Raw genomic sequence first — 15,386 nt, forward strand, 5'->3', positions numbered from 1 at the left:
GTTCTTTTAGATAACTACTCAATCGAGTTTACAAAAATTGAGTTTGAAATATTTATATTTTTAGTAGAAAACAGAAATAAAATATCCTCAAGAGAGCAGATTTTAAATGCAACCTCGCTAGATGAAAACACAAAAAACAGAACAATCGATACCCACATAAGCAACATAAGAAACAAGATAGGCGACGACCCCAAAGAGCCAAAATATATCAAGTCCGTCTGGGGCATTGGCTATAAGTTTATGAGCTAATATGTCAATAATTAAAAAAATATCGATACTCTTTTTAATAAGCTTTGCTCTTATGAGCATTATAGGGTTTTGGATTGACACCATAAACTCCAAACGAATAGATGACCTTATAAAAGATAAATATCTAAAAATTTCAAACGAGATATTTCAAAACATTGACAATAAAGACAGAGTCGAGAGTCTGATAAACAAATATGATTTAAAAAGAGTTGATGCTCAAGATAAAAAAAGCAGAGAGCTTCTCTACTATGAAAAACACACTTTTGGTTTTATCTCTATAAAAAAGGCCTCTTTTGAAGATGAGTTTATTATAGAGATAAACTTTCTTGATGAGAACTATACGCTCAAGACTCCGGATGAGGAGAATATAAATGACAAACTAAAGCTAAATGCTCTTATTTTTTTAGACATAATTGTTTTGTTTCTTATATTTTTGTATCTACTTAAACTTCTCTCTCCACTTAAAAAAATCACAAAAAAGATTGAGAATTTCTCAAGCGGAAATTTTAACAGCAGGATAGATATAGTCTCAAATGATGAGATGGGAACACTCTCAAAAGCTTTTAATACAATGGCAGCATCTCTAGAGGGGTTAATAAAAAGCAGGGAGGAGCTACTGCGAGATATAGGGCATGAGCTAAGAACCCCAATAGCAAAAGGAAAATTTCTCATCCAAAAGATAGAAGATAGTGAGCAAAAAGAGTTGTTAGAAAAGATATTCTCAGATTTGGAGGTTTTAACAAGTGAGCTAATAGAGTTAGAGAAGTTAAACTCTACAGAGCTAAACATTTCAACTTTTAGTGCTGAGACACTTATAACAGAAGCACTCAGCAAGTTATATATAGAGAAGGAGTCAAACATCACACTTCTAATTGAAGAAGATTTTAAAATAGATGCCGATTTGCACTATCTCTCAATTGCACTTAAAAACTTACTAGATAATGCACTAAAATATGCCACCGAATTGCCAATTACCATAAGAGCTTCAAAGCAGAAATTATATATTATCAACAGAGGTAAAAAACTCTCAAAAGAGTTTGAGTATTATCTAGAACCGTTTACACAAGAGCTCTCACAAAGAGACGGCTTCGGACTTGGTCTTAGTATTGTTAGCAAAATCATAAATAAACATAATTTTTTACTAAGTTACACACATAAAGATGAGGAAAATATTTTCTGCTTAGACTTCTCCTAAACTTTGGTTTTGTTATAAAATATAATCCACTATTTTTGACTCTAACGTTACGGCTTTTATAAGCTCTACTACTTTTAGATGCTCAGGATGGATTGCATAAGCGTCCAAATCCTCTTTTGTCTCAAATGTAGAGTATAACGATAAGTCAAATGCCCTCTGTGACTCTGTAAAATTAATACCGACTTCCATTTTTTTAAGTACAGGAATAAGTGCCTCTAAAGCATTTAGCCTCTTTGTAACCTCTGCTATATTTGAGTTTTTATTTTCATCTTTAAATTTAAACATAACTATGTGTACAATCATTATATACCTCTATTTTTTATGAAATTCTAACTAAAAAGTGCGCAAACTACTTTATAATTCTCGAAAAAAAAGTTTTTTCTAAAGAAACATTTTTGCTATGCAAAAACCGCTTCTGCTTGTTTTGAAGCTTTAGGGGGTTGTAGGGACTGGGTCTGCCCCTTGTGTATTAGTCCCTGCCAATAAAACGGACGTGTTCGTTTTATTGTGTAACATAAGTAAAAAGGATAAAATAGCTTTATGAAAAGAATTTTAAGAGAGCTTTACGGAAGTGGCATACTATTTTTTTACTTCTTTAAGTGGCCATTTTTTTTGCTGTTTCCATACCTTTACAACAGTGGTCTAAATGAGAACTACATCTTAAATATGCTATGGTTTTTCACAGCAGGACTTATTTTAAAAGATTTCTATTTCATGTACAAAAACAGAGGCTCTTAAAGAACTCCTTTCCAAAAAAACTCTGCGATTATTGCTATTAAAAAGATTCCTACCAAATTTAAAATAATTCCATATCTTGCCATATCCTTAACGCTTACGGCTCCGCTGCTCATGGCAATGGCATTTGGAGGAGTGGCAATTGGAAGCATAAAGGCATAGCTTGCACAAACGGCAGCTACCATCATAAAGAGGGAGGCATTGAGTCCACTCTGCTGTGAGACTGCATAAATAACCGGAAGCATTACCGATATAAGAGCTGTATTTGAGGTTATCTCTGTTGTAAAAACAATTAGTGCTGCAACACTTAGTATTATTAAAATAGGATGAAGCTGTGTTACAGCAATAAGATAAGAGGCAACCTCTTCTGCCAAGCCCGTAGCACTAAAAGCAGTTGCGATTGAAAAACCTGCACCGAATAAAAACATAATTCTAAATGGAATCTTCGCTTTATCATCCATCCACTCAAGTATTTTAAACGGCGGAGCAAAAAGCAGAAGTCCCGCCAAGAGCAACATACCGTTTTCATTTAACCCAAGCCCACTCCAGTAAGGCTTAAAAGAGGCATTTAAAAGAAGTAACAAAACAACTCCGCCTATTAAAAAAAGGACTTTTTTCTGCTCAATATTAAGGGCTTTTTTTTGACTATCTACCGTTATTGCTATATTTTTAACACCTATACTAAGTAGGGAGGCAACCACAAAAAACATTACAAGAACTAAGGGAGCAACCATTACCATCCACTGTAAAAAGGAGATAACTTCCATATCACTCTTTTGCATAAACCCTAGCAAAATAAGATTTGGCGGCGTTCCGATCGGAGTTAAAATTCCACCCACACTCGCACCATATGCAATAGAGAGCGCAAATCTCATCTTAAGTCTTGTATCCTCAGTGATAAAAAGAGCGATTGACATCAAAAGAAGAGTTGTTGTAGTATTTGATAGAAGCGAGCTAAGCACTCCTGATGTTATGGTAAGTGAAAATATTATCCCTTTTGGAGTTGAGGGAAAAATTGCAAACATCTTATCCGTCACCCATCTATGAAGCTCGGTTTTCTCAACTGCAATAGCAAGCAAAAAACCACCAAAAAAGAGAAAGATTATGGGGTTTGCATAGTTAAGTGCAGTTTGTGTAGTATCAAGAATTGAAAAAGAGGGAAACAGAACTATCGGCAACAAGGAGACAACTCCAAGAGGCAACCCCTCATTAGTCCAAAGAGTTACCATAAAAGCAATAAGCCCTAAAACCGAAGCCTGTGTGGCATTAAAAATAGTGAGTGACAGTGCAAAGCAAGAGAAGCCAATTAAAATAGCTACTGCTATTTTTCTAAACTGTTCTTTATCTTTGCTCATTTACTTTCTCCTTGTGTTTTGTCTAACTGAGACTATGAATTGGTAGATTAAATATGCTATTGTGATTTTGAAAATCAATAACCCTAAAGTGATAGGCTCTTTGCTTGTCATAATTGAAAATGGGTTTATATTCATGGCAATAATATCTAAATCAATATATGATAAAAACATAAACATAAATAGACTAATAATAAGGATTGTCTTTAATAAAAGACGTGGATTTTGATACATAGATAATGACAGCACAACACTACACTCATTTCTACAGTTTTCTACACTACATTCAGCCATCTAATAAACCTCTTTCCTATGTCCGACTCGAACGACTATGATAATAAGCTCTTCATCTTTGACCTGAAAGATAACTCTGTATTGGTTTATGTGAAGTCGAAATTTGCCTTTGTATTCGCCTTTTAGTACTTTGATATTGTTTTTTAGGATATCAGGATTTGTTACTAAGAGAAGGAGTTTTTCTTTGATAATTTTTTGAGCTACAAAATCAAGCTTCTTGAACTCCTTTTTTGCACTGCTTAAAAAGTAAAGTTCATACATGTAGTTATAAACCTAGTTCTTTAAAAACTTCACTTGCGGGGATTAGTTTTTCCTTTTTATCTTCAAGATTTTTGAGTCTTTGGTCTGATAGTTTTTCATCAAGAGCATCAAAATACATACTAAGTGCTTTTTCTACTATATGAGATTTTTTCTCGTCAAGCTCTTTAGATACGCTGTTTAACTCATCGATTATAAAGTCCGATACCGTAAAGGTACTTCTTATTTTATGCATTATTTAACTCCTGTTCATACAATTATATGAATAATTATACATATAATTTAGAAATTAAGCAACTTTTTTATTAATTTGAAAGAAAATTACTTAAACTTACATGCGGGTCTAAGCCCTCTAGCATATTATAGACCTCTTTGGCTATTGGAAGATATAAATCTTTCTCTTCGGCTATTTTATGCAGAGCGTATGTAGTTCCTATCCCCTCTGCCACCTCTCCAAGCTCTTCGACTATCTGCTCCTTGGATTTACCCTCAGCAATCCCTAAGCCGACGCGAAAGTTTCTACTCATGGTCGATGATGCGGTTAAAAATAGATCCCCTGCTCCGCTAAGCCCTATAAAGCTCTCCTCTTTTGCGCCATACTCTTTTCCAAATCTCTGCATCTCTACAAGGCCTCTTGAGATAAGCGAAGCAGCTGCATTTTTTCCAAGCCCTAAGCCTTCACATATTCCTGCCGCTATAGCTATAACATTCTTATACGCTCCGGAAACCTCTGCACCTGCCACATCTGTAGAGGTGTATGTTTTTATAAATGATGGAAAAAATGAGGCAAACTTTTTACTAAGCTCCTCATTTTTTGAGTTTACCACAAGTGCAGTGGGCAGAGACTTCATGACTTCTGTAGCAAAAGAGGGACCCGATAAAAAAGCTATGCTGTTATCCGGAACATACTTGGCATATATCTCATTTAAAAACTTTCCTGTTTTTGCTTCTATCCCTTTTGCCGCAACTAATATTTTTTGATTGTTATATATAAAGTTATCTTCTAGCCATAAAGATATCTGCTGTGCGGGAATTGCTATTACCAAATACTCTAACTTTAAAATCTCTTCAAGCGGTATAAAGTTTTTCATATCTCGCGGTGTTCTAGAGGTTATATATACTTCACACTTCTCACTAAGCGCAAAAGCTAAAGCACTCCCCCATTTTCCTGCTCCTATTACTCCTACTTTAGTCACAACCACTCCCTATATTTCAAACTCTCTTATATCTTTTTTCCCATTAGGGCTACTATCCAAGCTTTGCTTTTAGTATCTCGTTGACTGTTGCAGGGTTTGCACTCCCCTTAGACTCTTTCATAACCTGTCCTACAAAGAAACCAAAAAGCTTATCCTTTCCACCTTTGTACTCTGCGACTTTATCTTGATTTGCATTTATAACTGCATCACAAATAGCTTCGATTGCACCCGTATCACTTACCTGTTTAAGACCGAGCGTATCTATAGCCTCATCAACTTCGCCGCCTTTTTCCATTAAATAGTCAAGCACCTCTTTAGCAGCTTTTCCACTTATAGTGCCATCTTCTATTCTTTTTACCAAAAATCCTAGTTTTTTAGCATCAATAGGGGAGTTTGAGATATTTACCTCTCCTTTGAATCTGCCTTGAAGCTCGACAGTTAGCCAAGTAAGAGCATTTTTTGCACTTATGCCCTCTTGCATCATTCCTTCAAAGAAATGTGCCATCTCTAGCGAAGATGTCACGACCATTGCGTTATACTCACTCATGCCGTAATCTTTTACAAAACGCTCCATCTTCTCATCAGGAAGCTCAGGAATTTTACTAAACTCCTCTATCATCTCATCGGTGACTACTGCTTTTAATAGATCAGGTTCAGGAAAGTAGCGATAATCTGCTGCTTCTTCTTTACCGCGCATTGAGCGTGTCTCTTGTTTTACTTGATCAAAAAGTCTAGTCTCTTGAACTATCTCACTCTCATAAATACCATCTTCCCAAGCTTCACTTTGACGTGCTACTTCAAGCTCTATTGCTCTTTGTATAAATCTAAAACTGTTAATATTTTTTATCTCCACGCGAGTGTAGAGTTTCTCATCCCCTTTTGGACGGATAGAGACGTTTACATCGACACGAAAGCTTCCCTCTTGCATATTTGCATCGCCTATATCAAGGTATCTGATGATAGAGTGAAGCTTCTTTAGGTATAGCGTTACCTCTTCGGCACTTCTCATGTCAGGCTCGCTCACAATCTCTAAAAGTGGAGTTCCCGCGCGGTTTAGGTCAACTTTTGAAACAGGACCGTCATGTATGTTTTTCCCCGCATCCGCTTCAATATGGGCACGGTTTATGCGAATTACCTTATGCGAACCATCCTCGAAATCTATACGAAGTTTTCCGTGTTCTACTATAGGCGTATAGAGCTGAGTGATTTGGTAAGCAGAAGGGCTATCTGGATAAAAATAGCTTTTTCTATCAAAATATGATGTCTGATTTATTGTTGCATCAACTGCAGTACCGAACATTACAGATTTGTGAAGCACCTCTTTGTTTAAAACCGGAAGCGCTCCCGGGAGTGCTAGACAAGTGGGACATGTATTTGTATTTTGTCTGTGATTAAAACTCGTAGGACATGAGCAAAAAAGTTTAGTTTTTGTATTTAGCTGAACGTGGACCTCTAGTCCGATAACTACTTCAAACATAAGTTTCCTTAGATAAAAGATTATAATATTGTTTTGGATTTTATCTAATTAATGCTTTTAAGTTTCATAAAGCAGCAATAAATGCTATTTACCAAGTGTGTTTGGAGTATATTTTTTCTAAAAGTCTTGTCTGTTTTTTTGCTTCTTCAAGCCTTTGTCTATTTATCACAAAAGCATCAAGTGTTAAGATTAGAAAAAATGAGATTACTATAAATGTTATTGTTATGAAAAGAGCAAGAGAAAACCCAAGAAAAGAGAAGATTTTAAAAGTTATTAGAGCACCAAATATGACAACCGCCCATGATGCTCCAAGCAAAAAGCTTATAATTCTGTCGAATTTCTCTTTTTGCATATTATCTAGCTGTTAGTGATCGTCAACAGCTATCGCTCCGCCAAGATAAACATACGTAAGCATCATAAAGATAAATGCTTGTAAGAATGCCATAAATGTAAGAAGAGCAAAAGGAATCAACGGAAGTACCCATGGAGCAAGCATAAGAATTACCATCAAGAACATATCATCTCCCTTTACGTTTCCAAAAAGACGAAAGCTTAGAGAAACTAAACGAGAGAAGTGAGAAACAATCTCGATTGGGAACATTAACCAGTATAACCACCAAACAGGTCCAAGGAAATGTTTAAAATACTTTATAACACCTTGACGACGAATACCTTCATAGTTATAGTAGATAAATACACAAAGAGCAAGAGTAAATGCAAACTCTAAAAATGCAGTAGGAGCTTCAAACCCAGGTATAACACCGATTAGGTTTGCAATACCTACAAACAGACCGATTGTTGCAACTAGCGGAAGATAACGACGAGCATTCTCTTCACCCATAACATCTGTTCCCATTTTAAGAACACCTGAAATATATGCTTCCATTACGTTTTGAGTTCCTGTTGGAACCATTTTTAGATTTGACATAGCCATTCTCACAAGTATTAAAGCAATACCTGCAGACAATAACATGTGCGTCATATAGATAAAAGTCTTATCATGAGAAATTAGACCGAAAAATGTGAACAATTCACCCATTGGTGTACTCCCTGTCTCAAATAAATTGCGCCATTATAGTAAAGATTTAATTAAACTATTATAATACGGTGGATATCTTTTATCTTTTCTTTCTATTTTTATCCTGTTTTACATCTTTTGCGCTGTAATTCTTCCCTGCGATACTCTCCAAAAATACGGTGGCATATGAGCCTTTTGGAAGTGTAAAAGATAGATTTAACATTGTCTCTTTTTTTACGTACTTGCAGTCAATATCACTTGGATAAATCAGAGCTTCTCTTCTATACCCTTTTTCTTGTAAAAACTCATCATCATACCTTTTCTCTATCTCCGCTGCATCGTACTTTGCGCGAAAAACATCTCTGCCGCAAAGTAATCCCGTAGGTACTAATCTTTTAGCCGCAAACTCTTTAGTCGGAATCAATTTTGGAGTTGATAATTTGCCATCCTTTGCAATATAAACATCACCGCTAAGAAGAACAAACTCTGAACTTTGCCTCTCCTTGCTTAGCATCACCCTCTCTCTTAGCCACTCGTTAAAATAGTAACTCTGATAAACAGAGACCAAAAAATTTTTAAGCTTTGTATCTTCTATGAAGAGTTCGCCTTTTATCATCTCTCTTGCTTGTTCTACACTACCTGCATCACGTCCAAATCTTTGATATCCAAAATAGTTGGGAAGTCCGCTCTTCTCTATTTTTCTAGCAATTTTTTCAATCTTACCCGAATCTATAACATCAACGTCATAAAGATTTATGCTAAATCTATTGCCTTTTAAATCCCCCATTCTAATGGAGTGAGAATGTCTTGTAGTGCTTAAAATTTTAATCTGTTTGTGATGAAACTTTTTAAGAAGTGTCTCATATTTTGTCTCTAGCGAGAGATACTGTGTCGTTGTTGCATGCTTGTCTTTAAGTCCGGCGTAACCGATTTTTTGTGCGGGAATTGCCAAATACTCAGCAAAAATAGCAATCATATCCCACGTTGTAAGCTCAATTTTTTGTACCTTTAAAATTAGATAATTTCCTCTGCCTAAAAACTCCTCTTTGGGAATCTCATCGACTACGAAATCTTTTTCGTTTTGATAAAATTTAAAATCTATGTCCTTAGTGGAGTGAAGATATTCTCTATCTAGCTCTTTTATAATTGTAGAAATTTTAGCTCCTTTGAAGCGGTAGCGATATCTTTTTGTATCGCTTTTTTTAACTCTGCCATGGAGTCAAACTTTTTGTTTTCTCTAATAAAGTTAACAAAACTAATAGTTGCTCTCTCTTTACATAAAACTTCGCCGTCAAGTATATGACTCTCAACAGCAAAACTACCATCAGTCGTCACTCTGTGACCCACAAAAGAGACCGAAGGATGGTAATGCTCCTCATCGTCAATTCTTGTCAGAGTTACATAAACACCCTCTTTTGGCATCAAAAACTCTTTTGCTTCTATGTTGATAGTTGCTACAAGCTCTTTTTTACCAATACCCTGCCCTGAGACCACTTTGCCTTTTATAGTATAGTTATGCCCTAAAAAAGCGTTAGCTCCTTCAATATCACCGATTTGAAGCTTTGCTCTTATCTTGTGCGAATGAACAGAATCGCCATGAAGCGACACCTCATCAATCACCTCAACAACTCCATCTTTCTCCTCTTTTAGAAAAAGATTTTTTAAGTCATTAAAAGAGTATCTTCTATCTTTACCAAAGTGAAAATCATACCCGACTACTATTTTTTTAAGCTTTGGAAACTTCTCTTTTAAAAAAGCTATAAACTCTTCACCGCTTAAGTGGCGTATATCTTCTAGTTCCAGATAGAGTATGGGAAAGTGCGAAAAATGTTCACGCTCTTTTTTTGGAGTAAGATTTGCATAACCTGTCTCAATTACAACGATAGTGCTCTTCTCATCTAGTGCACTAAAAAGCTTTTGATGCCCGATATGCATACCGTCAAACCCACCTATGGCGATTGAAGTGCTGTTTTTCAAATCTTTTTCCTCTTTGCTGTAATAGCTTCTTTTCTTTATGCGAAATTTTATCAAAAAGGTCTATATTTTATCATTAAAAGGAGAAGAAGAGGCATTTTTCTTTTTATTTCTGTACCACTTTTTAAGCCCGTACAAACTTATTAAAACCCAAAAAATCTCTATGATAAAAGAGGCGAGATTCCAATTATAAAGAAGAGAGTAGACAATTAGAAGCGCGCCGAAGAGGTTAAGAAACGAGTACAAAAAGCCTTTAGAGTCTATTTTTTCACTCTGTAGTAAAAAATATGTCACTAAAACCATTGCCACACCTACGATACCGACTAAATCTACTGTAAAACTGTTCATTTTTTATCTCCATAATTGATTTCTTAAGTACTAAATCTATGTATTATGACATATAAAGTGAAATCATAGAGTGTCCTATATAAACTAGACAACATGCTGATTCAGTAAAAACCTATATTTTTGAAGAGATAATTTGTCTATTAGAAATATATTCGTTTTCAAAATTAGTTAAATTGCTTGGCATAAGTATATTTGTTAATTCCTGTGTCTTGTTAAGATAAATACTGCTTAAATCTTCAATAATTTTTTTTGCTAAAAAATATGCTAAATTTGGCGGCACTGCATTTCCTACCATTTTATAACCTGCACTTAAATTATTATAATAAAACTTGTGGTTGTCTGGAAATGTTTGTATTCTCGCACATTCTCTAATGCTTAATCTCCTATATAGATGCTCATTTTTAGGTACAAATATTCTTTTATTTTGCTCTATGAATTTCATTTTAGGCGCTTGTGGATGAAGCGGTGCATGCCTTCCACCTGCTTGAATTGTAAATGATGGTTCATCCCAACTTCTTACTCTATTTCTTGACATAAACATAGTTGAAAAACCGCCAGTCATATACTCATGGTTATCTATTTTACAATTATTACCATTTGTATAATTTTTGTCCTTAGCAGATAAAACGTTATCTTTTAAATCATAAATTACATCTTTTAAAAATCTTTTTTTTGAAAATCCTTTAGGAAATTGAAAAGTGATGTTTAGATCTTTTCTAAATCCAATAAAAAACACTCTTTTTCTATCTTGTGGTACTTTATAATCATGAGCATTCAAAAGCTTAAATGATAAATTATAACCACTATCAATAAAGTGATTTTTAATATTCTTTAGTGCCTCACTATGTCGACTAGCCAACATACCTGAAACATTTTCAGCCAAAAAGAAGAGAGGCTTTTTATCTCTTAAAACTCTTATAAACTCAAAAAACAGTTCTCCTCTATGGTCTTCTATCCCTTTTAACTTTCCTGCTTCACTCCAACTTTGGCAAGGAGGTCCACCAATTAATCCAATCGCATCGGGAATATCACTTGATGGTATATTAATAATACTTCTCCTATCTAAAGTAGTATTTGGAAAGTTTTTTTCAAATGTTTCCCAAATCTCTTTATCATATTCATTAGCCCATATTGTTTTAAAACCAGCTTTTTCAAAGCCTAAATCTAATCCACCTGCTCCTGAAAATAAAGATATTATATTCATTTTTTTGCCTCAATTGAAAGTTTATTTGTAAATAGTGAGTTAGGTGCTTTTAATAAATTTATATCAAATTTTAATGATGGCTCAACTCTAGAACTTGCATTATGAATTCTAAAAGATAACGTCCATTCATTGTTTAATTCCACAATTAATGTCGTTAAGGTGCCTTTTTTATATGAAATATTTTTGATTTCAGTCGGTAAATCAATTTTTGGTGTAATTAACTTAGGATTGATATTTTCAAAAGGTAGATTTAAAGTGCCACGTAAATTATAGGCTTGAATTTCAATATTTTTTTTACCCTTAATTACTTTATAAAAATCTTTATTTCCTATAAGGTACTCTACTAAACTAGAAGAGACTTGATTAGGATTTGTATTGTATATTTTTAATAATTCAGTTTTAAAGGCTTCTAATATTGGTGTATATATTGTAGAATGATAATTACCTAAAGATTTCCAAGTTTTAGCTTTATTACTTTCGTTTCTCATTTTTTCAAGAGAATCAAATATAGGTTTTATCGCATCAAAATATTGCTTTGATGCTTTTATACCTAGCCACTTGTCTCCAAAATCAATTTTATTTGAAAGTCTTGAATGCTTTACAGCCTTATGATTGTTTTTGGCTGAAATTCCTATTTCCCATTTTTGTAACAATCTTATTGCAACAACATCTCTAACATCACCATCTTGCCCCTTTTCATCAGTAAGTATTTCCAATTGTAAAATATCACTTTTGTCAAAGTTGTTAGATAATCTTGGTTCTATATCAATTAAAAAGTTAACTGCAAAACTTGCATATAGTAAAAATTCTCCTTGTTCTATCTTATCAAATGAATTAAAGTGTTTTTGTGCTGTTAAAAATGCATGATTATCTACTACCTCTACTATTGTTGCTCTTTCAAGTTTTTCTTTAAATTCTTTTAAAATAGCATACTCAAATGCTTTTCCATTTTTTGTTTGAGTAGATTCTTTTTTCATATAGATTCCATATATTTATATACAGTTGAGATAATAGCAAAAATTCTCTTTTGAACTAATTTTGTGCTATCTACTTAATATTTTTAAATTATATATTAAGAAATTGTATAAATTAAAAAATATGACAAATTGCAATATATTTTAAAAATAATAACTGAATTTTAGCTATTTATCTAAATAGTTTTATATTACTAAAGCGATGCACTAACGGTATAGCGCCATCCATGCTTCATCATAGTTACGCTAAAGCCGCAACCCTCAAGTACCTCTTTGAGTACGTCGGGTTCGTAAAAGTTGGCAGGTTCGCCGAATAGTTTTTCCATCAGGTATACGCTTTTTCCTAAAAATGTACCTTTGTCAAAATCATAAACAAAAAGTCTTCCGCCATTTTTGAGTACTCGCACTACTTCAGTAAGTGCGGTGTCTATGTCATGAAAGTGATGAAGAGACTCTCCCATAAATACGGCATCAAAACTCTCATCTTCAAAGGGCAGTGCTTCTGCCTCTCCCACATGTGTCTCAAGATACGCGGGGGCATATTTGAGCATCCCCTCTGCAGGGTCAACGGCGACATATTTGAGCTTCTCATTGCATCTATAGGCGAACTCGCTCATCATCCCTGTACCCGCACCTATGTCCAAAACTATCTCTGTGTCGGTGAAGCCATGCAAAAACAGACACAAATCCTCCAAGATTGGTTTGGAGTATACAAGCGAGCCGAAGTGTTTAAAGACAAATCCGAGATTGTTAAAAGGCATCATGCTTTGTCCTCTTTCTCAAAGCAGTAGCAATACTCCAGATTGCCCTCTTTGCCGATTAGTTTTTTAAACAAATATTAGATTTTACTCCATCCTATGAACAAGGACATGGTCACTACCTTCAATATATTTAACAATGTTATTTCCATCGAATAGCAGCATATATGGTTTAAATCCAACATATCCACCAAAGCTATTTTTGGCATTTACCTGAACATCAACTAGGTAACCAACCCAAGAGACCTTTCCTCCATAGACCATGCCCTCATTTGTATATGCTTTGACTGGCTTTCCAAATCTATAGTTAGCACTTTCTGGGTCTTTTAAAACTTGTTTAAAATGAACTTTGATTGCTTCCTCATATCCTTGTGGAGGATTGCCATAGTTAACTGATGGCCCTGGACGTTGAAATGCGCCAGCACATGCGCTTAATAATAGTGCAACTACAATATAGGTAAATATTACAATTAACTTCTTCATTAAATATTCCTTTCATTAAATCATAACTATTTATAACTAACATTATATATTAAACTGCTTGATATTTTCTAAATAGATGAACACATAAAATGTTAATTTAAATTAAATAATTATTAAAAATTACAATAATTAGACTATTTTTAGCCAAAACACTAAAATCTTTAAAATTTATCAATGTTTCTTGTAGTAAGAGTTAGGCTCTTTGTTTTTAAAAAGCTTGTGCTTAGTATTATTAATATGTCACATTTTCTAAGTCTTTTCTTATATTGGCACTTGCTTTAGCTATGCCAACTTAATAAATAACTATAGGAGTAAAAATCTGTATTTTAACTTAGCGGAGGTAAAACGAGAAGCCTTTTACAATTTTTATACATAAGAATGTCCAGCCATTCAATATATTTTTTATATTGTTCAATTTTTTCTGGATATGTTTTATATATTTCTTTTTTATGCCATTTATGCAAAAGCTCTATTTTCTGCATATACTGTTCAAACAATTGAATTATATTTATATGTTCACCATAGTTTTCTTTGATAAGTTTTTTATCTTTACTATTCAAATTATGATCTTTTAAAAGTAATTTTTTATCAAGAATTATATAAATCTCTTTGCCTGGAAGTTTATATTCAATATTCCATTTTGGTTTATATAAATTACGGTGAACACTAGTGTTACGAATTACTTTTATTAAACTTCCTACTAAATCTACAGAAAAGATTTCCTTCGTTTTTTCTTCATAATAATTTACAGGATTGTTTTTTTGTATGGCGGTTCTAATGTTAAGAAGAGTGAATGTGTAAGATGTAAATATATATGAAATTTCAATAAAATCTTCCTCATACTCTTTTTTCGCTTCCACTAAAAATTCTTCTGCTTTTTCTTGAAATTTGGAAATATATTTTTTCATTCTTTCAATAATATATTCAATATCTTCTAAATCTGCATAAAGTTTAAATGCTTCAGTCTCATAGATTAATTCATATAATTTCTCACTATCAAAAAAATATAATTTTTCAAAATTTTCATATACATCTATGTCATGCTTTAAACTATTTTTACGTTTATTTTGAATATTCCTTATAAATTCCATTGCTTGATTAAACATAGTATTTAAATTTTCTCATAAAAGTAGCAATACTCCAGATTGCCCTCTTTGCCGGTTAGTTTTGAAGGCGATTTTAAAACGAGTCTCCAGCCTAAGAGAGAACAGGCATCCTCAAACTTTATCATGGCATTTAATATCACTTTCTCATCGGTAACTACACCGTTTCTGTCTCTCTTTGCTTCCCGCCCTACCTCGAACTGAGGCTTGAAAAGCAGGATGATTTTGTCTTTCGCTAATCTTTCAACGTCATCCAAGATGTAAAGCAGGGAGATAAAAGCGACATCGCTTACCACTATATCAAACTTTTTATCGCTCTCAAATCCTCTTATGTCGCAACCCTCGTAAGAGTGGACCCTCTCATCGTTTTTGAGGCTTACATGCAACTGATCCCGCCCGACATCTACCGCCGTTACCTCTCTGGCTCCCCTTTCTAAGAGAACCTGCGTAAAACCGCCCGTTGAAGAGCCGATGTCAAGTGCGCTCATCCCTTTTACATCAAGAGAGAGCTCGTCTAAAAAAGCGCTCAGTTTAAAAGCCGCGCGTGACACATACTCTTTATGCTCTTTTACGGTTACTTTGTCGCTCTGGCTCAACTTAAAAGAGCTTTTTATTATCTGTTCGCCGTTTACGCTTACAAACCCCTCTTTTATGAGTGTCTGCGCTCTGTTTCTGCTCTCGCAAAGACCATGCTCTACCAAGTAGTTGTCAAGCCTGCTCAATTTTTTCTCTCATCTCCTGCTCACTAAGAACAGCAACGCCGAGAGA

At 34.2% G+C, this 15,386-nt stretch carries 21 protein-coding genes; 3 read left to right on the top strand and 18 right to left on the bottom strand.

The genetic code is table 11. The annotated features are described in order from the left end of the window. Together M0Q20_RS09365 and M0Q20_RS09370 are read left to right on the top strand one after the other, a co-directional pair. On the top strand, nucleotides 1-249 hold a 249-nt coding region (locus M0Q20_RS09365; protein ID WP_295061017.1), incomplete at its 5' end, for a winged helix-turn-helix domain-containing protein. A gap of 1 nt (nucleotide 250) precedes the next feature. Further along, a complete protein-coding gene (locus M0Q20_RS09370; protein ID WP_295061019.1) occupies nucleotides 251-1,444 on the top strand; it encodes an ArsS family sensor histidine kinase in 1,194 nt (397 codons plus the stop codon). A 12-nt stretch (nucleotides 1,445-1,456) separates the two neighbouring features. Here the strand turns inward: M0Q20_RS09370 and M0Q20_RS09375 are convergent, their stop codons facing one another. Next, nucleotides 1,457-1,747 (bottom strand): Dabb family protein, encoded by a 291-nt coding sequence (locus M0Q20_RS09375; protein ID WP_295061022.1) that lies wholly within the window; start codon nucleotides 1,745-1,747, stop codon nucleotides 1,457-1,459. Nucleotides 1,748-1,984: 237 nt separating this feature from the next. Between M0Q20_RS09375 and M0Q20_RS09380 the strand changes: the two genes are divergently transcribed. After that, nucleotides 1,985-2,182 (top strand): hypothetical protein, encoded by a 198-nt coding sequence (locus M0Q20_RS09380; protein ID WP_295061025.1) that lies wholly within the window; start codon nucleotides 1,985-1,987, stop codon nucleotides 2,180-2,182. Here M0Q20_RS09380 and M0Q20_RS09385 read toward each other — a convergent pair. The 17 genes from M0Q20_RS09385 to M0Q20_RS09465 form a co-directional block, all read right to left on the bottom strand. After that, nucleotides 2,179-3,534, bottom strand: coding sequence for a DASS family sodium-coupled anion symporter (locus M0Q20_RS09385; protein WP_295061028.1), 1,356 nt, complete (start codon nucleotides 3,532-3,534; stop codon nucleotides 2,179-2,181). The genes M0Q20_RS09380 and M0Q20_RS09385 overlap by 4 nt on opposite strands. Further along, the gene (locus M0Q20_RS09390; RefSeq protein WP_295061031.1) at nucleotides 3,535-3,825 is read right to left on the bottom strand and encodes a hypothetical protein; all 291 of its coding nucleotides are present in this window, start codon (nucleotides 3,823-3,825) and stop codon (nucleotides 3,535-3,537) included. Continuing rightward, nucleotides 3,826-4,086: a type II toxin-antitoxin system RelE/ParE family toxin gene (locus tag M0Q20_RS09395; protein WP_295061033.1), complete on the bottom strand. Its 261-nt coding sequence runs from the start codon at nucleotides 4,084-4,086 to the stop codon at nucleotides 3,826-3,828. A 4-nt stretch (nucleotides 4,087-4,090) separates the two neighbouring features. After that, nucleotides 4,091-4,318 (bottom strand): CopG family transcriptional regulator, encoded by a 228-nt coding sequence (locus M0Q20_RS09400; protein WP_295061036.1) that lies wholly within the window; start codon nucleotides 4,316-4,318, stop codon nucleotides 4,091-4,093. A gap of 70 nt (nucleotides 4,319-4,388) precedes the next feature. Further along, a complete protein-coding gene (locus M0Q20_RS09405) occupies nucleotides 4,389-5,279 on the bottom strand; it encodes an NAD(P)H-dependent glycerol-3-phosphate dehydrogenase (protein ID WP_295061039.1) in 891 nt (296 codons plus the stop codon). A gap of 52 nt (nucleotides 5,280-5,331) precedes the next feature. After that, the gene (gene gatB, locus M0Q20_RS09410) at nucleotides 5,332-6,756 is read right to left on the bottom strand and encodes an Asp-tRNA(Asn)/Glu-tRNA(Gln) amidotransferase subunit GatB (RefSeq protein ID WP_295061042.1); all 1,425 of its coding nucleotides are present in this window, start codon (nucleotides 6,754-6,756) and stop codon (nucleotides 5,332-5,334) included. An 88-nt stretch (nucleotides 6,757-6,844) separates the two neighbouring features. Then, the gene (locus M0Q20_RS09415) at nucleotides 6,845-7,108 is read right to left on the bottom strand and encodes a hypothetical protein (protein ID WP_295061045.1); all 264 of its coding nucleotides are present in this window, start codon (nucleotides 7,106-7,108) and stop codon (nucleotides 6,845-6,847) included. Between the two features lie 12 nt (nucleotides 7,109-7,120). Beyond that, nucleotides 7,121-7,795: a F0F1 ATP synthase subunit A gene (locus M0Q20_RS09420; protein WP_295061050.1), complete on the bottom strand. Its 675-nt coding sequence runs from the start codon at nucleotides 7,793-7,795 to the stop codon at nucleotides 7,121-7,123. Between the two features lie 79 nt (nucleotides 7,796-7,874). Further along, nucleotides 7,875-8,930, bottom strand: coding sequence for a tRNA pseudouridine(13) synthase TruD (locus tag M0Q20_RS09425; RefSeq protein WP_366933658.1), 1,056 nt, complete (start codon nucleotides 8,928-8,930; stop codon nucleotides 7,875-7,877). Continuing rightward, nucleotides 8,915-9,751, bottom strand: coding sequence for a bifunctional riboflavin kinase/FAD synthetase (locus M0Q20_RS09430; RefSeq protein WP_295061053.1), 837 nt, complete (start codon nucleotides 9,749-9,751; stop codon nucleotides 8,915-8,917). Before M0Q20_RS09430 ends, M0Q20_RS09425 begins: the two co-directional genes overlap by 16 nt. Nucleotides 9,752-9,811: 60 nt before the next feature. Beyond that, on the bottom strand, nucleotides 9,812-10,096 hold the full coding sequence (locus tag M0Q20_RS09435; RefSeq protein ID WP_295061056.1) for a hypothetical protein: 285 nt from the start codon (nucleotides 10,094-10,096) through the stop codon (nucleotides 9,812-9,814). Between the two features lie 112 nt (nucleotides 10,097-10,208). Next, nucleotides 10,209-11,300 carry a DNA cytosine methyltransferase gene (locus tag M0Q20_RS09440; RefSeq protein WP_295061060.1) on the bottom strand — a complete coding sequence of 364 codons (1,092 nt, stop codon included), beginning with the start codon at nucleotides 11,298-11,300 and terminating at the stop codon, nucleotides 10,209-10,211. After that, on the bottom strand, nucleotides 11,297-12,277 hold the full coding sequence (locus M0Q20_RS09445; protein ID WP_295061063.1) for a HaeIII family restriction endonuclease: 981 nt from the start codon (nucleotides 12,275-12,277) through the stop codon (nucleotides 11,297-11,299). Before M0Q20_RS09445 ends, M0Q20_RS09440 begins: the two co-directional genes overlap by 4 nt. A gap of 191 nt (nucleotides 12,278-12,468) precedes the next feature. Next, on the bottom strand, nucleotides 12,469-13,038 hold the full coding sequence (locus M0Q20_RS09450; RefSeq protein ID WP_295061066.1) for a class I SAM-dependent methyltransferase: 570 nt from the start codon (nucleotides 13,036-13,038) through the stop codon (nucleotides 12,469-12,471). Nucleotides 13,039-13,119: 81 nt separating this feature from the next. Next, the gene (locus M0Q20_RS09455; RefSeq protein WP_295061068.1) at nucleotides 13,120-13,515 is read right to left on the bottom strand and encodes a hypothetical protein; all 396 of its coding nucleotides are present in this window, start codon (nucleotides 13,513-13,515) and stop codon (nucleotides 13,120-13,122) included. 326 nt (nucleotides 13,516-13,841) lie between these two features. Beyond that, nucleotides 13,842-14,621 (bottom strand): hypothetical protein, encoded by a 780-nt coding sequence (locus tag M0Q20_RS09460; RefSeq protein WP_295061071.1) that lies wholly within the window; start codon nucleotides 14,619-14,621, stop codon nucleotides 13,842-13,844. Nucleotides 14,622-14,626: 5 nt separating this feature from the next. Next, nucleotides 14,627-15,340 (bottom strand): TlyA family RNA methyltransferase, encoded by a 714-nt coding sequence (locus M0Q20_RS09465; RefSeq protein WP_295061073.1) that lies wholly within the window; start codon nucleotides 15,338-15,340, stop codon nucleotides 14,627-14,629. Nucleotides 15,341-15,386: the final 46 nt, after the last annotated feature.

The sequence above is a fragment of the Sulfurimonas sp. genome (genome assembly GCF_023229025.1).
Taxonomy (GTDB): Bacteria; Campylobacterota; Campylobacteria; order Campylobacterales; family Sulfurimonadaceae; genus Sulfurimonas.